This is a genomic window from Polaromonas sp., from assembly GCF_018780625.1.
GTDB lineage: Bacteria > Pseudomonadota > Gammaproteobacteria > Burkholderiales > Burkholderiaceae_C > Polaromonas.
In genome coordinates, this window is record NZ_JADMJK010000119.1 from 1 (window position 1) to 19634 (window position 19634).

General features: G+C 61.7%; 17 protein-coding genes and 1 tRNA gene. 13 read left to right on the forward strand and 5 right to left on the reverse strand.

Going from position 1 to position 19634, the window contains the following annotated elements:
* The first annotated feature begins 1 nt into the window (after position 1).
* Positions 2-76 (forward strand) — tRNA-Val (locus IV091_RS10390).
* 97 nt (positions 77-173) lie between these two features.
* Here the strand turns inward: IV091_RS10390 and IV091_RS10395 are convergent.
* The 3 genes from IV091_RS10395 to IV091_RS10405 form a co-directional block, all read right to left on the reverse strand.
* Entirely contained in the window at positions 174-1856 is a 1683-nt protein-coding gene (locus IV091_RS10395) for a PhoH family protein (protein WP_293468366.1), read from the reverse strand.
* Positions 1857-2031: 175 nt separating this feature from the next.
* The gene (locus IV091_RS10400) at positions 2032-2508 is read right to left on the reverse strand and encodes a peroxiredoxin (protein ID WP_293468368.1); all 477 of its coding nucleotides are present in this window, start codon (positions 2506-2508) and stop codon (positions 2032-2034) included.
* Positions 2509-2618: 110 nt separating this feature from the next.
* Positions 2619-3038, reverse strand: coding sequence for an Mth938-like domain-containing protein (locus tag IV091_RS10405; RefSeq protein WP_293468370.1), 420 nt, complete (start codon positions 3036-3038; stop codon positions 2619-2621).
* A 220-nt stretch (positions 3039-3258) separates the two neighbouring features.
* Here IV091_RS10405 and IV091_RS10410 point away from each other — a divergent pair, with 220 nt between their 5' ends.
* The 8 genes from IV091_RS10410 to clpB all read left to right on the forward strand — a co-directional run bounded on the left by IV091_RS10410 (position 3259) and on the right by clpB (position 12714).
* Positions 3259-4482 carry a pyridoxal phosphate-dependent aminotransferase gene (locus IV091_RS10410; protein ID WP_293468372.1) on the forward strand — a complete coding sequence of 408 codons (1224 nt, stop codon included), beginning with the start codon at positions 3259-3261 and terminating at the stop codon, positions 4480-4482.
* A 50-nt stretch (positions 4483-4532) separates the two neighbouring features.
* The gene (locus tag IV091_RS10415) at positions 4533-5855 is read left to right on the forward strand and encodes a homoserine dehydrogenase (protein ID WP_293468398.1); all 1323 of its coding nucleotides are present in this window, start codon (positions 4533-4535) and stop codon (positions 5853-5855) included.
* Positions 5855-7270 carry a threonine synthase gene (thrC, locus tag IV091_RS10420; RefSeq protein ID WP_293468374.1) on the forward strand — a complete coding sequence of 472 codons (1416 nt, stop codon included), beginning with the start codon at positions 5855-5857 and terminating at the stop codon, positions 7268-7270. The genes IV091_RS10415 and thrC overlap by 1 nt, the downstream gene beginning before the upstream one ends.
* A gap of 78 nt (positions 7271-7348) precedes the next feature.
* Positions 7349-7897 (forward strand): molybdopterin-guanine dinucleotide biosynthesis protein B, encoded by a 549-nt coding sequence (gene mobB, locus IV091_RS10425; protein ID WP_293468376.1) that lies wholly within the window; start codon positions 7349-7351, stop codon positions 7895-7897.
* A gap of 40 nt (positions 7898-7937) precedes the next feature.
* Complete coding sequence (glp, locus tag IV091_RS10430) at positions 7938-9221, forward strand: gephyrin-like molybdotransferase Glp (RefSeq protein ID WP_293468378.1); 1284 nt, start codon at positions 7938-7940, stop codon at positions 9219-9221.
* 25 nt (positions 9222-9246) lie between these two features.
* Positions 9247-9498 carry a MoaD/ThiS family protein gene (locus IV091_RS10435; RefSeq protein WP_293468380.1) on the forward strand — a complete coding sequence of 84 codons (252 nt, stop codon included), beginning with the start codon at positions 9247-9249 and terminating at the stop codon, positions 9496-9498.
* Position 9499: 1 nt separating this feature from the next.
* A complete protein-coding gene (locus IV091_RS10440; protein WP_293468382.1) occupies positions 9500-9973 on the forward strand; it encodes a molybdenum cofactor biosynthesis protein MoaE in 474 nt (157 codons plus the stop codon).
* A gap of 140 nt (positions 9974-10113) precedes the next feature.
* On the forward strand, positions 10114-12714 hold the full coding sequence (gene clpB / locus IV091_RS10445; RefSeq protein ID WP_293468384.1) for an ATP-dependent chaperone ClpB: 2601 nt from the start codon (positions 10114-10116) through the stop codon (positions 12712-12714).
* A 67-nt stretch (positions 12715-12781) separates the two neighbouring features.
* Here clpB and IV091_RS10450 read toward each other — a convergent pair whose 3' ends face one another.
* A complete protein-coding gene (locus tag IV091_RS10450) occupies positions 12782-13810 on the reverse strand; it encodes an XdhC family protein (protein WP_293468386.1) in 1029 nt (342 codons plus the stop codon).
* A 53-nt stretch (positions 13811-13863) separates the two neighbouring features.
* Complete coding sequence (locus tag IV091_RS10455) at positions 13864-14547, reverse strand: hypothetical protein (RefSeq protein WP_293468388.1); 684 nt, start codon at positions 14545-14547, stop codon at positions 13864-13866.
* A 269-nt stretch (positions 14548-14816) separates the two neighbouring features.
* Here IV091_RS10455 and IV091_RS10460 point away from each other — a divergent pair, with 269 nt between their 5' ends.
* The 4 genes from IV091_RS10460 (at position 14817) to IV091_RS10475 (ending at position 19599) form a co-directional block, all read left to right on the forward strand.
* Positions 14817-15614, forward strand: coding sequence for a LytTR family DNA-binding domain-containing protein (locus IV091_RS10460; RefSeq protein ID WP_293468390.1), 798 nt, complete (start codon positions 14817-14819; stop codon positions 15612-15614).
* Between the two features lie 176 nt (positions 15615-15790).
* Positions 15791-16654, forward strand: a complete 864-nt coding sequence (locus tag IV091_RS10465) for a xanthine dehydrogenase family protein subunit M (protein WP_293468392.1) — start codon at positions 15791-15793, stop codon at positions 16652-16654.
* 25 nt (positions 16655-16679) lie between these two features.
* Entirely contained in the window at positions 16680-17168 is a 489-nt protein-coding gene (locus IV091_RS10470; protein ID WP_293468394.1) for a (2Fe-2S)-binding protein, read from the forward strand.
* A 28-nt stretch (positions 17169-17196) separates the two neighbouring features.
* Positions 17197-19599, forward strand: coding sequence for an aerobic carbon-monoxide dehydrogenase large subunit (locus IV091_RS10475; RefSeq protein ID WP_293468396.1), 2403 nt, complete (start codon positions 17197-17199; stop codon positions 19597-19599).
* Positions 19600-19634 lie beyond the last annotated feature (35 nt).

Sequence of the window (19634 nt, forward strand, 5' to 3'; positions counted from 1 at the left end):
AGGGCGGTTAGCTCAGGGGTAGAGCACTGCATTCACACTGCAGGGGTCGCAAGTTCGAAACTTGCACCGCCCACCAGAATTTCAAAAAAAAAGCAATAAAAAAGCCAAGTCGTTTGACTTGGCTTTTTTTACGCCTGCACCATTTCAGGCGCAGGAGAATCTTCTCCTTCGGCTCAGAGCACCTCGCTGGCGAAATCTGCCAGTCGGGAGCGCTCACCGCGTGCCAGGGTGATGTGGCCGCCGTGCGGCCAGCCTTTGAAACGATCCACGGCAAATGTCATGCCCGATGAGCCTTCGGTGAGGTAGGGCGTGTCGATTTGCGCCAGGTTGCCCATGCAGATGATCTTGGTGCCCGGCCCCGCGCGGGTGATCAGTGTTTTCATTTGCTTGGGCGTCAGGTTTTGCGCCTCGTCAATGATGACGTACTTGTTCAGAAAAGTACGGCCGCGCATGAAGTTCATGCTTTTGACCTTGATGCGTGAGCGAATCAATTCATTGGTTGCCGCGCGGCCCCATTCTCCGGAACTGGTGTCGGTTTTACCGAGGACTTCGAGGTTGTCGTCCAGTGCGCCCATCCAGGGGCCCATCTTTTCTTCTTCGGTGCCCGGCAGAAAGCCGATGTCCTCGCCCACCGACACCGTGGCGCGCGTCATGATGATCTCGGTGTAGCGGCGATCGTCGAGCACTTGCGTCAGGCCGCTGGCCAGCGCCATCAGCGTTTTGCCTGTTCCTGCGGTGCCTGCCAGCGTCACAAAGTCAACCTCTGGATCCATCAGCAGGTTCATGGCAAAGTTTTGTTCACGGTTGCGCATGGTCACGCCCCAAATGGCGTGCTTGAGGTGGGTGTAATCCTTAAGGGTCTTCAGTACCGCTGTTTTAGCCTGAATTTCAGTGACTCGGGCATACAGCGGTGGTTCGCCCGGCGCCTCGAAAAATACAAACTGGTTAATCAGCATGCTGGACACAATCGGTCCCTCGATGCGGTAGAAGGTGTGACTGCCTTGTTGCCAGCTTTCAAGGGTCTTGCTCTGGCGCGTCCAGAAGTCGGGAGGCAGTGCCAGCGAACCTGAATACAGCAGATCGTCATCTTGCAGTGTTTTGTCGCTCTGGTAGTCGTCGGTGGCCAGCCCGAGCGCCCTGGCCTTGACGCGCATGTTGATGTCCTTGGACACCAGCACCACCTCGCGCGGCGCGTATTCCTTGCGCAGTGCTTCCACGACACCCAGGATCTGGTTGTCAGCCTTGCCTTGCGGCAGGCTCAGGGGCAGCGTGTAGTCCAGCGGTTTGGTCTGGAAAAACAGGCTGCCACCGGCTTCGCGGTGACCGGTTGTATCGAGTTTGAGTCCCTTGCCTATATCCGCACCCTGCGACCCTGCCAGGGCGTCGAGCGATCGGCTGGTCTGGCGCGCATTGCGGGCCACCTCGGTCATGCCCTTTTTGTGGCCGTCGAGTTCTTCAAGCACGATCATGGGCAGGAAGATGTCGTGTTCCTCAAAGCGGAACAGGCACATTGGGTCATGCATCAAGACGTTGGTATCGAGTACAAACAGTTTGGCTGGCCCCGCGTATTTGGCTTTAGCGGGTTTTGCTGCCAGTCCTGGTTTTTTAATGCGCTCTTTTTTATAGCCTTCAGTGCTTGCCAGCTCAGGGCTGGCAGGCTCTTTGCCTTTAAAGACCAGCGGCCTCGCGCCAGCGTCGGCTGCGCGGCTCTCAAGCAGGTCCAGTACCGGGGGCTTTTGTGCGGATACTGTCGCCTCTGGTTTTCGTGCCCGCCTGGGTGACGGATGGACCGGCGCGTTGAGTACGGCAGGCGAGAGCAGCGCGGCACGTTTGGTGGGGGCGGGTGGCAGGGGCATAGTGCTTAAAACTTTCTGGACAAAGAAGGTTTGGAGGTTCTGGAAGTAAAAAAGCCGCCTCGTGACCGGGCGGCTTTTTCTTGGGGTACGTTTATGAAGGTCACCAACATAAACTCATTATGCACAACTCATGTGACAGGGCAATAGCCCGTTTCATTCGTACCTCAATGCGTCTTCACGCCGTAGTTTTCAGGGCCTTGACCGCTTTCAGGACGTCATCCACATGGCCAGGTACCTTGAGACCACGCCATTCGTCTTTCAGCAGGCCATCAGCACCGACCAGAAAGGTGCTGCGCTCGATGCCTTTGACTTTTTTGCCGTACATGATCTTGTTTTTGACCACGCCGAACATGTGGCACATTTTCTCTTCGGTATCTGCAATCAGCTCGAAAGGCAGTTCAAGTTTTGCCTTGAACTCGTCATGGGACTTCATGTTGTCGCGTGACACGCCAAACACGGTGGCGCCGGCCTTGACGAAATCTTTGTAGCGGTCACGAAACTGCATGGCTTCCGTGGTGCATCCGGGGGTGTTATCTTTGGGATAAAAGTAAAGTACGACAACATGACCCAGGTGGGTCTGGTTGGAAACCTTGAGGCCACCTGTAGCGTTCGCTTCAAATTCGGGAAGTGGTTTGTTGACGACGACTGCCATACTGAGTAGACCCTGACGAAAGTAGTTGTAATTAGCCGTGGCTTTTGGTTGTTATGGTGGCAGAACCCGGGCTGGGAGTTCGCGTGCAGTACCAAGAGCAACCCGATATTTTACTCTGAAAGAGGAATCCTTTCAGTCTGGCTTCCCGTTGCCTCAATCAGAAGTGCCGCAATCACCCGGCGTCCCTCGCCCGCCAAAATGTTGTAAGTGCGGCAAGCGGCCAGTGTGTCCATGGTTTCAATGCCAATGCGTTGCGCCATCAGGACGCGCAAAAACGCGGGCGGCGGAAAGCGCAGGCGCGCTCCGCTGCCGAAAATCACCAGTTCGGGCCTGGTATCCGCAAGAAGCGCGAAGTGCTCGGCGGTGAGTTTCTCAAAATGCGCGCAATTCCAGTCGAATTTCTCGCCCCCTGAGCCAATCACGACGCTGTGTTCGATTTTTTCAGCGATGCCATTGCGCCCCAGGCCGACCCAGCCGGGGCCATAGCCCAAAATGGATTGGACATCAAGATGGTCTGGTTGGAGTTTCATGAAGATTCAGGGCGTTGAGGGGCCGGAAAACGGCAACAAGCCAAGCCCGCTTTGCTGGCCGACTGCAAGCGAAAACCGCTTTTTATGTGGTCAAATTATAGATTCCGCTCTAATTCCCCGCTACAGCGCGGCCTCGTTCCCCTTCTGGCCGGGCTTTTGCGGTTGATTTTGCCGTCCAGGTTGCCGGAGCGGTTAGTGCCCGGATATTGAAACAAGCGCCATGAAACTGATCACCAAATCTGCCAAATTAGCCAACGTCTGCTACGACATTCGCGGTCCCATCATGGACCGGGCCAAGCAGATGGAGGAAGAAGGCCAAAAAATCATCAAGCTCAACATTGGCAACCTTGCCGTGTTTGGCTTTGACTCGCCTGAAGAAATTCAGCAGGACATGATCCGCAACCTGCCCAACTCGGCCGGCTATTCGGACAGCAAAGGCATTTTTGCGGCGCGCAAGGCGGTCATGCACGAGACGCAAAAGCAGGGCGTCAAGGGCGTCACGCTGGATGACATTTACCTGGGCAACGGCGCCAGCGAATTGATCGTGATGGCGACCAACGCGCTGCTGAACGACGGCGATGAGTTGCTGGTCCCCACGCCTGACTATCCGCTGTGGACGGCGGCTGCCAGCCTGTCGGGCGGCACGCCTGTGCATTACCTGTGCGATGAGGCCAATGGCTGGATGCCCAATCTGGCCGATATCCGCGCCAAGATCACGCCGTCCACGCGCGGCATCGTCGTCATCAATCCCAACAACCCGACCGGTGCGCTGTATTCCGACGCGCTGCTCACGGGCATTGTCGAGATCGCACGCGAGCACGGCCTGGTTATTTTTGCCGACGAGGTGTATGACAAGGTGCTTTACGACGGCGCGCGCCACACCGCCCTTGCCAGCCTGTCGCAGGACGTGCTGACGCTGACGTTCAACAGCCTGAGTAAAAGCTACCGTTCCTGCGGTTACCGCGCAGGCTGGATGGTGGTGTCGGGCGACAAGAGGCCCGCGCGTGACTACATCGAAGGGCTCAACATGCTCTCGAACATGCGGCTGTGCTCGAACGTGCCTGGCCAGTGGGCGATCCAGACCGCGCTGGGCGGCCACCAGAGCATCAACGAACTGGTGGGCGAGGGCGGTCGCTTGCGCCGCCAGCGCGACCTGGCGTATGAGTTGATCACCGCCATTCCGGGCGTGAGCTGCGTCAAACCCAGCGCCGCCTTGTATATGTTTCCCCGGCTCGACCCCAGGATTTACCCCATCACCGACGACCGCCAGTTCTTTCTGGAACTGCTCGAAGAAACCCGCGTCATGCTGGTGCAGGGCACGGGTTTCAACTGGGCCACGCCGGATCACTTTCGCATCGTCTTTTTGCCGCATGAAAACGATTTGCGCGAGGCCATTGGGCGCATTGCCAAGTTTCTGGAAACCTGGCGCAACAACCATATTTGACTTCCGATTTTTTACAAACAAGACGCCAGCTGACTATGACATCAACGAATTTGAGCCCGATCCGGGTAGGCCTTCTGGGCATCGGCACCGTGGGCACGGGCACCTTTAACGTACTCAAGCGCAACCAGGAAGAGATCAGGCGCCGCGCCGGCCGCAGCATTGAAATCACCATGGTGGCCGACCTCGATGTGGCGCGTGCCAAAGCCGCTGTCGGCGAGGGCGTGCAGGTGGTGGACGATGCGCGAAAAGTGATCGCCAACCCCGATATTGATGTCGTTATCGAGCTGATTGGCGGCTATGGCATTGCCAGGGCCCTGGTGCTGGAAGCGATTGAGGCGGGCAAGCATGTCGTCACTGCCAACAAGGCGCTGCTGGCCGTGCACGGCACCGAGATTTTTGCAGCGGCGCAGCGCAAGGGTGTCATGGTTGCCTTCGAGGCGGCGGTGGCCGGCGGCATCCCCATCATCAAGGCCCTGCGCGAAGGCTTGAGCGCCAACAGCATTCAGTGGATTGCCGGCATCATCAACGGCACCACCAATTTCATCCTCTCTGAAATGCGCGACAAGGGCCTGGACTTTGACGTGGTGCTGAAAGAAGCGCAACGCCTGGGATATGCCGAAGCGGACCCGACCTTCGACATTGAAGGCGTCGACGCGGGCCACAAGGTCACGCTGATGTCCGCGATTGCCTTTGGCATCCCGGTGCAGTTCGACAAGGCCTATGTCGAGGGCATCACGGCGCTGGCGGCGCAAGACATTCGCTACGCCGAGCAACTCGGCTACCGGATCAAGCTGCTGGGCATCACCAAGCGCGTTGCCAATGGCATCGAGTTGCGGGTGCACCCCAGCCTGGTGCCGGCCAAGCGCCTGATCGCCAACGTCGAAGGCGCAATGAATGCGGTGGTGGTGCAGGGCGACGCCGTGGGCACCACGCTGTATTACGGCAAGGGTGCCGGCAGCGAGCCCACCGCCAGCGCCGTGATCGCCGACCTGGTCGACATTGCACGCCTGCACACCGCCGACCCGGAGCACCGCGTGCCGCACCTGGCCTTCCAGCCAGACGCCATGAGCGACCTGCCCATCGTGCCGATGTCCGAGGTGGTGACCAGCTACTACCTGCGCCTGAACGTGGCTGATGAAGCCGGCGTGCTGGCCAAGGTCACCGGCATTCTGGCCTCGATGGGCATCAGCATCGACGCCGTGCTGCAGCGCGAAGCCGACGAAGTCGGCGGCGAAGGCGCCACGCAAACCGACCTCATCATTTTGACCCATGACTGCGTGGAAGCCAGGATGAACGAGGCGCTCGCGCAAATGCAGTCGCTGCCCACCGTGCTCGCGCCCATCACCCGCATCCGCAAGGAGGAACTGGCGTGATGCGTTACCTCTCCACGCGCGGCCACCCCGAGCGCAAACAGTTTTGCCAGATTCTGCTCGAAGGCCTGGCGCCCGACGGCGGCTTGTACCTGCCAGAGCACTATCCGCAGGTGGACGATGCCACGCTCACCAAATGGCGCGGCCTGCGCTACGCCGATCTGGCGTTTGAAGTGCTGTCGCTCTACATCGACGACATTCCAGCGGCTGACCTGAAAGCGATTTGCGCCAAAACCTACACCGAAGAAGTGTTTGGCACCCCGCAAATCGTGCCGCTGCGCCCGCTTGAAAGTGGCCTCTACCTCGAAGCCCTGTCCAACGGCCCGACGCTGGCGTTCAAGGACATGGCCATGCAGTTGCTGGGCAACCTGTTCGAGTACGAACTGGCCCGGCGCGGTGAAGAGCTCAATATTCTGGGCGCCACCAGCGGCGACACCGGCAGCGCCGCTGAATACGCGATGCGGGGCAAAAAAGGCGTGCGCGTGTTCATGACGTCACCTAACGGCCGCATGAGTCCTTTCCAGCAGGCGCAAATGTTCAGCCTGCAGGACGAAAACATCCACAACATCGCCGTCGAAGGCGTGTTTGACGACTGCCAGGATATTGTCAAGGCCGTGTCCAACGACCTCGAATTCAAGCGCCAGTACAAGATTGGCACCGTCAATTCGATCAACTGGGCGCGCCTGATGGCCCAGGTCGTTTACTACTTTGCCGGCTACTTCCAGGCGACCACGTCGAACACCGAAAAGGTCAGCTTCGCCGTACCCTCGGGTAATTTTGGCAACGTCTGCGCCGGTCATGTGGCGCGCAGCATGGGGCTGCCCATCGCCAAGCTGGTGGTCGCCACCAATGAAAACGACGTGCTCGACGAGTTTTTCCGCACCGGCGTTTACCGCGTGCGCGGCAGCGCTGACACGCATGAAACCTCCAGCCCATCGATGGACATTTCCAAGGCCTCGAATTTCGAGCGATTTGTGTTTGACCTGCTGGGCCGCGATGGCGCCAGGGTCAAGGCGCTGTTTCATGACCAACTGGGCAGCCAGGGCCAGTTTGACCTGAGCGCCGACCCGGCCTTCCAGTCGGCCGCCCAGCGCTACGGCTTTGCGAGTGGCAAGAGCACGCACGCCGACCGCCTGGCCACCATTCGCGACACCTACGAGCGCTTTGGCACCATGATAGACACCCACACCGCCGATGGCGTGAAAGTCGCGCGCGAGCAGATGCAGCCCGGTGTGCCGATGATCGTGCTGGAAACCGCCTTGCCCATCAAGTTTGCCGCCACCATCGAGGAAGCGCTGGGGCGGTCGCCCGACCGTCCGGCCCGGTTTGAGGGTATCGAAGCCCTGCCCAAGCGGGTGTTGGTGGTGCCTGCCGACGTGGCAATGATCAAGCGCTACATTGTTGAAAATGTGCATTAAATCAATCTCCGGCCCATATTTTTCGGTTGTTTCTTGCTATTTAATTAATAGCATTTCTGGTGTGCTGAGGGCGACGCCATGAAGGTCGTCGGATTTGCCGGGTACTCGGGTTCGGGCAAAACCACGCTGGTCGAGCAACTGATTCCGGCCCTCAAGCTGCGCGGCCTGCGCGTGTCCATCGTCAAGCACGCGCACCACAGCTTTGACATTGACCATCCGGCGAAGGACACGCACCGGCACCGCGAAGCCGGCGCTTTTGAGGTGGTCGTGGCCTCGCAAAACCGGCTGGCGTTGATGCGTGAGTTTGAGCAGCCCACGGAGTTAACGGTTCACCACCTGATTGCCGAGCTTTACGATGGCGTGGACTGGGTGCTGGTCGAAGGCTTCAAGAATAGCGACCTGCTCAAAATAGAGGTCTGGCGCGCGCCCTCGGCCAGCTACGTCGGCAAGCCGGCCCGCTACATGCACGACGATTTCATCGTGGCCATTGCCACCGACGCACCCGGCCAGTTGCCTGAGCCCACCCTGCGCCCCGTGCTGGATTTGAACAATGCCGATGCGGTAGCCGACTACCTGGTCAACAATCAGGAGCGGTTCCAGTATTCGTTTGAAGACCGCCTCGACTAATCAACCACTGCTGGTTCACGCCAATTCCGGACACCTCGCCATGAGCCCTGCGCCTGCAATCCCTCCCATTCCCGCCAGCGCACCGCCTGGGCGCGCACCGCTCAAGCCGCTTGACCTGGCCTTGGCCGAACTGCTGGCCCTGGCCACGCCCCTGCAGGGTATTGAGGTGGTTTCCACCTTTGACGCCGATGGCCGCGTGCTGGCCGAGGACCTGGTGTCCGCCCTGGACGTGCCCGCGCACGACAACAGCTCCATGGACGGCTACGCCGTGCGCTGTGCGGACTGGTCCGGCGCCCAGACTGTGCTGCAGGTCCACCAGCGCATCCCGGCCGGCAGCAGCGGGCAGCCCCTTGCGCCGGCCTGTGCCGCGCGAATCTTCACCGGGGCCCCGATTCCGCCCGGCGCCGATGCCGTGGTGATGCAGGAAGACTGCGACACCGTGGCCGCCGGCGACCAGCCTTTTACGGGTATCCGCATGCAAGCGTCGCCCGCACCGGGGCAGTGGATTCGCCGTCGTGGCGAAGACGTGGCCGCAGGCGCCGTGGTGCTGCAGCGCGGCGAACGGCTGAGCCCGGCCTCCCTCGGGCTCGCGGCCAGCATCGGTTTTAGCCAGTTGCCCGTGGCGCCCCGGCCCCGCGTGGCTTTGTTTTCCACCGGCGACGAGCTGGTCATGCCCGGCGATGTGGCACCCGCGGACATGAAACCCGGCGCCATTTACAACTCCAACCGCTTCTTCTTGAAGGCCCTGCTGCAGCGCCTGGGCTGCACCGTGACCGACCTGGGCATCGTGCCCGACCGGCTCGATGCGACGATTGCCGCGCTACAGGGCGCCAGCCAGCAGCACGACCTGATCCTGACCAGCGGCGGCGTGTCGGTCGGTGAAGAAGACCACATCAAGCCCGCCGTGCAGGCGCTGGGCAGTTTGATGCTGTGGCAAATGGCCATCAAGCCCGGCAAGCCATTTGCCTATGGCCAGGTCGGCACGGCCCATTTCATTGGCTTGCCGGGCAATCCGGTGTCCAGCTTCGTGACCTTTTTGCTGCTGGTCCGACCCTTTTTACTCAGGCTGCAGGGGGTGACCGACGTCGCGCCTGAGTCCATGACGGCGACTGCCCATTTTGACTGGCCTAAAGCCGACAAACGCCGTGAGTTTTTGCGTGTGAAGCGCGACGCTGACGGTGGGCTGGCGCTGTTTGACAACCAGAGCTCCGGCGTGCTGACCTCTGCGGTGTGGGCTGATGGCCTGGTGGACAACCCGGCCGGCCAAACCATTGCGCACGGTGACACGGTGCAGTTCATGCCGTTTTCGGCCCTTTTGTCGTGAACCCTGTTTCTTGAAAGCCTGGCCCATGAAAGTCACCATCAAATACTTTGCCTCCGTTCGCGAAACCATGGGGCAGGGCAGCGAAGTGCGTGAAACCCGCGCGCGCACGCTGTCGGACCTGCGCGATGAATTGCTGGCCGTCAGCCCCGCGCATGCCGCCGGCCTGGCGCGCGGCAAGTCGGTGCGCATGGCGCTCAACCAGGTCATGCGCGACGAGTCGGCGGCGCTGACCGAAGGCTGCGAAGTCGCCTTTTTCCCGCCTGTGACCGGAGGCTGACATGACGGCCCGCGTATCGATTCAGACTGAGGATTTTGACCTGGGTGCAGAGCTTGACGCGCTGCGCCAGGGCGACAAACGGGTAGGCGCCGTTTGCAGCTTTGTGGGTACGGTGCGTGACCGCAATGATGGCTTGAGCGTCAGCAGCATGGAGCTGGAGCACTACCCCGGCATGACCGAGAAATCCATCGAAGCCATGATTGACGAGGCCTGCGCGCGCTTTGATATTTTTGCCGCCCGCGTGGTTCACCGTGTCGGCCTGCTGCAGCCGCTGGACCAGGTGGTGATGGTGGCGGTGACGTCCGCGCACCGGGGCGAGAGCTTTCAGGCCTGCGAGTTTTTGATGGACTACCTCAAGACCCAGGCGCCGTTCTGGAAAAAAGAGCAGACGCCTGAAGGCGCGCGCTGGGTCGATGCGCGCGTCAGCGACGACGCGGCGCTGGCCAAGTGGGGCATCAGCGCCGGCAACGCCTGAGCCGGCCGTTACAAGTTTGATTTTGATCAAGCTTGGCTGATTGAAGCGCGCGCCGCCGCCTGGCACGCCTTGCAAACCCGCAGAAAAGGCCCAAGATCGAAGGGGACCAATCTTTTTAGAGTTTTACCCGGAGTGACTACATGCGGCAAGACAAACTGACCACCAAATTCCAGGAAGCCCTGAGCGACGCGCAGTCGCTGGCCTTGGGCAACGACAACGGCTACATCGAGCCGGCCCACTTGCTGGCCGCCATGCTGCGCCAGGAGGACGGGCCGCGCGCCCTGCTGGAGCGGGCGGGCGTCAACGTCAATGGCTTGATGCAGGCGGCCGATGCCGCCGTCAAAAAGCTGCCGCAGGTGCAGGGGCAAGACCAGATCACGGTGGGCCAGGATCTGGCCAGGCTGCTGCAAGCGACTGAAAAAGAATCCATCAAGCGCAATGACCAGTTCATTGCTGGCGAGTTGTTTTTGCTGGCCCTGACCGACAGCAAGAGCGACGTGGGCCGTATCGCCAAGGAAAACGGCCTGACCCGCAAGGCGCTGGAAGCGGCGATCGACGCCGTGCGCGGCGGCCAGAATGTCAGCAGCGCCGACGCCGAAGGCCAGCGTGAAGCCCTCAAGAAATACACCCTGGACCTGACCGAGCGTGCACGCCTCGGCAAGCTCGATCCGGTGATCGGCCGCGACGATGAAATCCGCCGTGCCATCCAGGTGCTGCAGCGCCGCACCAAGAACAACCCCGTGCTGATTGGCGAGCCCGGCGTCGGCAAGACCGCCATCGTCGAAGGCCTGGCCCAGCGCATCGTGGCCGGCGAGGTGCCCGATTCGCTCAAGGGCAAGCGCGTGCTCTCGCTCGACATGGCGGCCTTGCTGGCGGGCGCCAAGTTTCGCGGCGAGTTCGAGGAGCGCCTGAAAACCGTGCTGAAGGAACTGGCGCAGGACGAAGGCCAGACCATTGTTTTTATTGACGAGCTGCACACCATGGTGGGCGCCGGCAAGGCCGAAGGCGCGATGGATGCGGGCAACATGCTCAAGCCTGCGCTGGCGCGAGGCGAGTTGCATTGCGTGGGCGCCACCACGCTGGATGAATACCGCAAGTACATTGAAAAAGACGCTGCACTGGAGCGCCGTTTCCAGAAAATCCTGGTCGGTGAGCCGACGGTGGAAGCCACCATTGCCATTTTGCGCGGTCTCAAGGAAAGGTACGAACTGCACCACGGCGTGCAGATCACCGACCCGGCCATCGTGGCAGCGGCCGAATTGAGCCACCGCTACATCACCGACCGTTTTTTGCCCGACAAGGCAATCGACCTGATCGACGAGGCGGCCAGCAAAGTCAGCATTGAGCGCGACTCCAAGCCCGAAGTGATTGACAAACTCGAGCGCAGGCTGATCCAGTTGCAGATTGAGCGCGAGGCCGTGCGCCGCGAAAAGGACGAAGCCTCGCAAAAGCGTTTTGGCCTCATTGAGGAAGAAATCGACAAGCTGCAAAAAGAAATCGCTGATCTCAACGAAATCCTGCAGGCTGAAAGAGCCCAGGCGCTCGGCTCCAAAGACGTGATGGAGGAGATTGACCGCATCCGTATCCAGATTGATGAATTTACCCGCAAGGGCGATTTCAACAAGGTGGCAGAACTGCAATACGGCAAGCTGCCCGAGCTGGAAAAGCGGCTCAAAGCCACGCAGGACAGCGAGGCCCAGAAGGGCGTGGACAACGCGCCCAAGCTCTTGCGTACCCAGGTTGGCGCTGAAGAAATCGCCGAAGTGGTGAGCCGCGCCACCGGCATTCCGGTGTCCAAGATGATGCAGGGCGAAAGGGACAAGCTGCTGCAGATGGAGGACAAGCTGCATGATCGTGTGGTCGGCCAGAACGAAGCCATCGCTGCGGTAGCCAATGCGATCCGCCGCTCCCGTTCGGGCCTGAGCGACCCGAATCGCCCGACCGGCTCCTTCCTGTTCCTTGGCCCCACGGGCGTGGGCAAGACCGAACTGTGCAAGGCGCTGGCCGGGTTCCTGTTCGACAGCGAAGAGCACCTGGTTCGCGTTGACATGAGCGAGTTCATGGAAAAGCACTCAGTCGCCCGCCTGATTGGCGCGCCGCCGGGCTATGTGGGTTACGAGGAGGGCGGCTACCTGACCGAAGCCGTACGGCGCAAGCCTTACAGCGTGCTGCTGCTCGACGAGGTGGAGAAAGCCCATCCGGATGTGTTCAATGTGCTGCTGCAGGTGCTCGACGACGGCCGCCTGACCGATGGCCAGGGCCGCACGGTGGACTTCAAGAACACCGTGATCGTCATGACCAGCAACATTGGTTCTCCGATCATCCAGTCCATGGTTGGCCAGCCCTACGAAGAGATCAAGGAAGCGGTGACCGACGAGTTGAAGAACTATTTCCGTCCCGAGTTCTTGAACCGCATTGACGAAACCGTCGTGTTCCATGCGCTCGATGCGAAAAACATCGAATCCATCGCCCGCATCCAGCTCAAGGTGTTGCTCGAACGTCTGGCCAAGATGGACCTGGCGCTGGAGGTGTCGGAAGCGGCGATTGCCGAACTGGCCAAGGTCGGCTTTGACCCGGTGTTCGGTGCGCGGCCGCTCAAACGCGCGATTCAGCAGCGGATCGAAAACCCGCTGTCCAAGTTGCTGCTGGAAGGCCGTTTTCCGCCCAAGAGCACCATTGCGGTCGATGTGGACACTATCCGCGCGCCGGGCGTGTTCAGCTTCGGGCCGCAGGCGCACTGAGCGTTCAGCCGGCCAATTCAACCGGCCAAGGCCGCGGCGCTGGCCGGGTACATCCGGCGCGTCCCGATTAACGCTGGCGTGGCGCCGACAGCGCCTCGATGCTTTCGTGGCGGGTGCTCAGTTCTGCGGAAGCAATTTGACGCTTTTGCAGAATGGGCACCCGGTGCTTGGCCGCCGTGACCTCCGCCATGATCGACAAGGCCATTTCGGGCGGCGTATCGGCACCAATGAACAGGCCAACCGGCCCGTACAGCCGGTCAATTTCCTCGGCGCTCAGGTCAAACAGCGCCAGTCGCTCGCGGCGCCTGGCCGTGCTGGTCCGGCTGCCCAGTGCACCGACATAAAACGCCGAGGACTTCAGCGCCTCCAGCAGCGCCATGTCGTCCAGCCTGGGGTCGTGCGTGAGCGCCAGCACCGCCGTGTGGTTGTCAACGCCGATCTCCAGAATCACGTCGTCGGGCATGCCGCGCCGAAAGTCCACGCCAGCCATCGCCAGCCCCTCCGTGAACTCCTCGCGCGGGTCCACCACCATCACTTCATAGTCCGCCGCCAGCGCAAACTGGCAGACGTACTGCGACAACTGCCCGGCGCCCACCACCAGCAGTCGCCAGCGCGGACCGTAGACGGTGCGCATGATCTGGCCATCGAAACTGACCACGTCCGCACGGCTCGCGTCGCGCAGCAGCGACTTGCCGCTTGGCAGGTCCAGTTCACGCACGGTCAGGCGCTTGTCCAGGATGCGTTGCAGAAGTGCTTGCAGCAGCGCCAGGTCGGGCTGGGGCTCGACCACAATGCGCACGGTTCCGCCGCAGGGCAGGCCAAAGCGGGCCGCCTCGTCCTTGGTCACGCCGTAGGTCACGACCTGCGGCGCAGTCTGCGTGAGGATGTCGCTGCGCACCCGGCGAATCAGGTCGTCTTCCAGGCAACCGCCCGAGATCGAACCAATGACCTGTCCGTCTTCGCGAACCACCAGCCAGGACCCCAGCGGCCGGGGGGCCGAGCCCCAGGTCTGCACCACCGTGGCAAGGGCCAGCCGGTGGCCAGCCTGCAGCCACTCCACGCTTTTCCTTAAAACAACCAGATCGGTACTGTCCATCGGATTTGATCCTTTTCAATAGATGGGAAAAGCCGCCAGGCGGCAAAGGCGGTTCATCGCGCTTTGGCGCGGCGGTCACGCCAGGCAAAAAATCCGCGGTAAAGCGCCACGCTCAGCACCATGCCCCAGGTCATGCCCATGAACATGCCGCCCAGCATGCCCGTCAGCGCGTTCTCGCCCGCAGTCAGCGTCAAGCGCGAAAACCACAGCGCCCCTGCCGTCATGCCGATCAGCATCCACGCCGAGCACATCAGGTTCTGCACAAACAGCGAGCAGAGGTAACGCCCGCAGTGCGACCGCAGCAGCCGCAGGCCCGGAATCGCCAGCAGCCCGCCCGCCAGCATGCCGGTGTGCATTCCTGGCAAAAATTCCGTGTGCAGCTTCAAACTGTCAAAAAAACCGAGCGCGGCAGACTGGGCGCACAGGTCGTTCAGGCGGGCCGGCCCCAGGTGAAGGTTGTCGACCAGCAGTCCCAGCAGCATGCCGCCAAAGCCCAGGGACAGCATGATGTGAGGCGGGGACAATCCGGCGCGCTGGGGCCGTACCCAGGTCAGGGCGGCGCACCCCAGGGCGACCGTGGCGAGCGTCACCGCCATGACGCCGAACTGCCCGCCCGCCATCAGGGCGCCTGGCTGGCGCAGCGCATACAGCGTCAGGCCCACCAGCAAAACAAGCACGGCGGGTGTGATCGTGGCAGAACCGAAGCTGCGCAGCAGCCAGTGGGGCGGAGTGTTCACATTCATCCTCCATGCGGGAAAAATTAAGGCGCCAGTTTCGGGTAAACCCCATGGTGATGTCGGCGTGACGCTATCAACATTTAAAGGATCCCCCGAAGCGTGGCGATACCGGCAGCTTTAAGCATCCTGCAAGTGCACAAACTTTAATCCTTGCCGCCGTTTCTTGCCAGGCGCTTGAACGAAGCGCGTCAGGCCTGCATGAGCGTCCGTCTGGGGTCACGAAAATGCCGCCCCGCCATAGGGAACTTTCAAAAAATCAGGGAGCTTCCATGAAAACCTGTCCATTTGTCGCCGTGCCTCCTGCGTCTCCAAACTCGTGGCTCTATCTTTTAGAGCGCTTTGACGTGGGCATAGTTCATCTTGACCGCGACTTGCACGTGATCGGCATGAACGACTTTGCGCGCCGTAGTCTGCCGGTTGAAGAAAAGCTGCCTTTTGGCAAGCTGGTGACCTCGTTTCACCCCGAGGCCGCTGCGGCCAAGGTCAAGTTCCTGCTGGGGCATGCGGAATGCCCGGTCAACAACCCGCCGCCCATGGCCATGATGATCAGCATCCCCGACCGCATGCTGCTCATCAAGGTGTCCAAGGTCGGTGATGTACAGGGCGCCACCACCGGCTACACCCTGGTTTTCTACGACATCACCGAAGTGGTCAGCCAGGAGGTGGACAGCACTGTCGCGCGCAGCGGCCGCGAGGCCCTTGAAAAGCGCCAGTTGCTCAAGATCCCCACCGTCAAGCAGAACCGGGTGCTGCTGGTCGATGTGCCCAGTGTGTCGTTCATCCGTTCCGAAGGGCATTACACCTGGGTCCACACCGGGCAGGGCAGCCAGTTCTGCAACCTCAATATCGGTGACATTGAAAGCCGGCTGGACCCCAAGCTGTTTTTGCGCGTTCACCGCAGCTACATCGTCAATTTGTCGCATGTCGAGGAAATTGCCCGCGATGACGGCCGCATGACGCTGCACATGATGGGCTCCATCCCCGTGGAAATCCCGGTCTCGCGCGCCAGTGCGCCGCGCCTGATGGAGCGGCTGGGCCTGGTGGACGCCGTGCCCGCCAAGGTCTGAGCCCCCTGGTCAACGCGGCGCTGACAGGCGGTCTCGCAGGATCCGGTTTTTCGTTCGTGCAATTTTGTTGCCGTTCGTGCGCTGTGGGAACCCGTTGATTGCTTAGCCGCCCCGGCCGGTTTGGCTGGGGCTAGAGTCCGTTTCTTGAAGGTCCTGAAACCCTAAAAGGAGACAAAATGATTCCACCCGCGTTTGCGTACCACGCCCCCCGCTCTGTGGGCGAGGCGATTTCCCTGCTGTCCAGCCTGGGCGACGACGCCAAGCTGCTGGCCGGCGGCCACAGCCTGCTGCCCATGATGAAGCTGCGCTTTGCGCAACCGGGCGCGCTGATCGATATCAACCGCATACCCGAGTTGCGCGGCATCCGTGAGGAAGGCGGACTGATCCGCATCGGCGCCATGACGACCGAGAGCGAGCTGATTGTTTCCCCGCTGCTGCAGGGCCGTGTGCCCCTGCTGCCCGAAGCGGCCCAGCTGATTGCAGACCCGCAGGTGCGCAACCGCGGCACCATTGGCGGCGACATTGCCCACGGCGATCCTGGCAACGACCACCCCGCCATTGCCATGGCGCTGGAGGCCACGTTTGTGCTCCAGGGGCCCAGCGGCGAGCGGCGCGTGCTGGCTGTCGATTTTTTCCATGGCACCTACATGACCGAGCTGGCCGAGAACGAAATCCTCACGGCCATTTTGGTCAAGCCGTTTGAATCGGGCACCGGCTACGCCTACCAAAAGCTCAAACGCAAGACAGGCGACTGGGCCACGGCAGGCGCTGCCGTGGTCATGCGCATGCGCGGCGGCGTGGTCACCGAAGCCCGTATTGGCCTGACCAACGTGGCGCCCACGGCACTGCGTGCCCGTGCCGCAGAAGCCGCGCTGATCGGCCAGCCCGTGAACGACGCCACGCTGGCGGCGGTGGGCGAGGCCGTGCGCGCCGTATGCGACCCGGCAGAAGACCTGCGCGGCGACGCCGAGTACAAGACCGCCATGGCCGCCGAGATGACCCAGCGCGCCGTTCGCACCGCTGCCGCACGCTGCCACTGATTCAAGAACAACAGGAGACAAACCCATGACCAAGCAAATCGTGTCCATGACCCTGAACGGCCGAAAAGTCGAGGAGTTGGTGGAGCCGCGCACGCTGCTGATTCATTTCCTGCGGGAAAAAATGAACCTCACCGGCGCACACATTGGCTGCGAGACCAGCCACTGCGGCGCCTGCACCGTGGACGTGGACGGCCAGTCCATCAAAAGCTGCACCCACCTGGCCGTGCAGTGCGAAGGCAGCGAGGTCAACACCGTGGAAGGCCTGGCCCAGGCCGGTGTCCTGCACGCGGTGCAGGAAGGCTTTTACAAGGAACACGGCCTGCAGTGCGGCTTTTGCACCCCCGGCATGCTGATGCGCGCCTCCCGCTTGCTGCAAGAAAACCCCAACCCCACCGAAGAAGAAGTTCGCGTCGGCATGTCGGGCAACCTGTGCCGCTGCACGGGTTACCAGAACATCGTCAAGGCCGTCCTGCACGCCGCCCGCGCCCTGCAACAAGACAAGGTGTCTGCGTAACACGCGGCCATCGACACAGGAGACACACATGAACGCACCAATGAGTGACCGCGAAAAAGCCCTGATGGGCATGGGCGAGTCCCGCCTGCGCAAGGAAGATGCCCGCTTCATCCAGGGCAAGGGCAACTATGTCGACGACATCAAGCTGCCTGGCATGCTGCACATGGCGATTGTTCGCTCGCCGCTGGCGCACGCCCGCATCCTGCGCATCAACAAGGAAGAAGCGCTCAAGATCCCGGGCGTGGTGGCGGTGCTGACGGCCGAAGACCTCAAGCCCCTCAAGCTGCACTGGATGCCCACGCTGGCCGGCGACGTGGCCGCCGTGCTGGCCGACGAAAAGGTGCACTTCCAGATGCAGGAAGTGGCCGTGGTGATTGCCGATGACCGCTACGCCGCGGCCGATGGCGTGGAGGCGGTGGAAGTCGAGTACGAGGAACTGCCCGTGGTGGTGAACCCGTTCGAGGCCCTCAAGGAAGGCGCGCCCGTGATTCGCGAAGACCTGGCCGGCAAGACCGAAGGCGCGCACGGCAAGCGCTACCACCACAACCACATCTTCACCTGGGACGCAGGCAACAAGGAAGCGACCGACGCCGCCTTTGCCAGCGCGCCCGTCACCGTCAAGCAGGACATGCATTACCCGCGCGTGCACCCGTGCCCGCTGGAAACCTGCGGCGCGGTGGCCTCGTTCGACCCGGTTCGGGGCGAGCTGACCACCTGGATCACCAGCCAGGCGCCGCATGTGGTGCGCACCGTGGTGTCCATGCTGTCGGGCATTCCCGAGTCCAAGGTGCGCATCATTTCGCCCGACATTGGCGGCGGCTTTGGCAACAAGGTCGGCATTTATCCCGGCTACGTCTGCGCCATCGTGGCGTCCATCGTGCTGGGCCGGCCCGTCAAGTGGATTGAAAACCGCATCGAGAACCTCTCCAGCACGGCCTTTGCGCGGGACTACCACATGACCGGCGAGCTGGCCGCCACGGCCGACGGCAAGATCCTGGCGCTGCGCACCAACGTGATTGCCGACCACGGCGCGTTTGACGCCTGCGCCGACCCGACCAAGTTCCCGGCCGGCATGTTCCACATCGTCTCCGGCAGCTACGACATTGCCAACGCCTACTGCCGCGTCGATGGTGTCTACACCAACAAGGCGCCGGGCGGCGTGGCGTATCGCTGCTCGTTCCGCGTGACCGAGGCGGTCTACCTCGTGGAGCGCATGGTCGACGTGCTGGCGCAAAAACTGGGCATCGACAAGGCCGAGATCCGCGCCAAAAACTTCATCAAGCGCGAGCAGTTCCCCTACACCTCCGCCTTCGGGTTTGAATACGACTCGGGCGACTACCAGACCGCGCTCGACAAGGTGCTGCAGGCCGTTGACTACAAGGGCCTGCGCGCCGAACAAGCCGCCAAGCGCGCCGACCCCGATTGCCCCACGCTGATGGGCATCGGCCTGGTCAGCTTTACCGAAGTGGTGGGTGCGGGCCCCAGCAAGATTTGCGACATTCTGGGCGTCGGCATGTTCGACTCGTGCGAGATTCGCGTGCACCCCACCGGCAGCGCCATTGCCCGCATGGGCACCATTTCGCAGGGCCAGGGCCACCAGACCACGTACGCCCAGATCATTGCCACTGAACTCGGTATTTCGTCCGAGGTGATTCAGGTTGAAGAAGGCGACACCCACACCGCGCCCTATGGCCTGGGCACCTACGGCTCGCGCTCCACGCCGGTGGCCGGAGCAGCCATTGCCATGGCCGCCCGCAAGATCCACGCAAAGGCCAAAAAGATCGCGGCCCACCTGATGGAAGTCAGCGAAGCCGATCTGGAGTGGGAAATCGACCGCTTCAAGCTGCGCGGCAACGACGCCAAGTTCAAGACCATGAAGGACATCGCCTGGGCCGCCTACAACCAGCCGCCCGAAGGCCTGGAGCCCGGCCTGGAAGCGGTGCATTACTACGACCCGCCCAACTTCACCTTCCCGTTTGGCGTTTACCTCTGCGTGGTGGACATCGACAAGGGCACGGGCGAGACCAAGATACGCCGCTTCTATGCGCTGGACGACTGCGGCACCCGCATCAACCCCATGATCATCGAGGGCCAGATTCACGGTGGCCTGACCGAAGGCTTTGCGGTCGCCATGGGGCAGCTGCTGTCGTTTGATGCGCAAGGCAACATCCAGGGCAACTCGCTGATGGACTACTTCTTGCCCACCGCCGTGGAAACCCCCAAGTGGGAAACCGACTACACCGTGACGCCCTCGCCGCACCACCCGCTGGGCGCCAAGGGCGTGGCAGAGTCGCCGCACGTCGGCAGCATCCCAACCTTCACCAGCGCCATGGTGGACGCCTTTGCGCACCTGGGCGTGACGCACTTTGACATGCCCCACACCGCGTTCCGGGTGTGGCAGCAGCTGAAAAAATCCGGCCTTGCCCGCTGATCTACCGAAGGTATTTTTTGGCGGGTGGGTGTGCC

Excerpts from the sequence above, each read along its gene's own strand:
- IV091_RS10395 (WP_293468366.1), bottom strand. The coding sequence starts at position 1,856 with ATGCCCCTGCCACCCGCCCCCACCAAACGTGCCGCGCTGCTCTCGCCT.
- IV091_RS10400 (WP_293468368.1), bottom strand. The coding sequence starts at position 2,508 with ATGGCAGTCGTCGTCAACAAACCACTTCCCGAATTTGAAGCGAACGCT.
- IV091_RS10405 (WP_293468370.1), bottom strand. The coding sequence starts at position 3,038 with ATGAAACTCCAACCAGACCATCTTGATGTCCAATCCATTTTGGGCTAT.
- IV091_RS10410 (WP_293468372.1), top strand. The coding sequence starts at position 3,259 with ATGAAACTGATCACCAAATCTGCCAAATTAGCCAACGTCTGCTACGAC.
- thrC (WP_293468374.1), top strand. The coding sequence starts at position 5,855 with ATGCGTTACCTCTCCACGCGCGGCCACCCCGAGCGCAAACAGTTTTGC.
- mobB (WP_293468376.1), top strand. The coding sequence starts at position 7,349 with ATGAAGGTCGTCGGATTTGCCGGGTACTCGGGTTCGGGCAAAACCACG.
- glp (WP_293468378.1), top strand. The coding sequence starts at position 7,938 with ATGAGCCCTGCGCCTGCAATCCCTCCCATTCCCGCCAGCGCACCGCCT.
- IV091_RS10435 (WP_293468380.1), top strand. The coding sequence starts at position 9,247 with ATGAAAGTCACCATCAAATACTTTGCCTCCGTTCGCGAAACCATGGGG.
- IV091_RS10440 (WP_293468382.1), top strand. The coding sequence starts at position 9,500 with ATGACGGCCCGCGTATCGATTCAGACTGAGGATTTTGACCTGGGTGCA.
- clpB (WP_293468384.1), top strand. The coding sequence starts at position 10,114 with ATGCGGCAAGACAAACTGACCACCAAATTCCAGGAAGCCCTGAGCGAC.
- IV091_RS10450 (WP_293468386.1), bottom strand. The coding sequence starts at position 13,810 with ATGGACAGTACCGATCTGGTTGTTTTAAGGAAAAGCGTGGAGTGGCTG.
- IV091_RS10460 (WP_293468390.1), top strand. The coding sequence starts at position 14,817 with ATGAAAACCTGTCCATTTGTCGCCGTGCCTCCTGCGTCTCCAAACTCG.
- IV091_RS10465 (WP_293468392.1), top strand. The coding sequence starts at position 15,791 with ATGATTCCACCCGCGTTTGCGTACCACGCCCCCCGCTCTGTGGGCGAG.
- IV091_RS10470 (WP_293468394.1), top strand. The coding sequence starts at position 16,680 with ATGACCAAGCAAATCGTGTCCATGACCCTGAACGGCCGAAAAGTCGAG.
- IV091_RS10475 (WP_293468396.1), top strand. The coding sequence starts at position 17,197 with ATGAACGCACCAATGAGTGACCGCGAAAAAGCCCTGATGGGCATGGGC.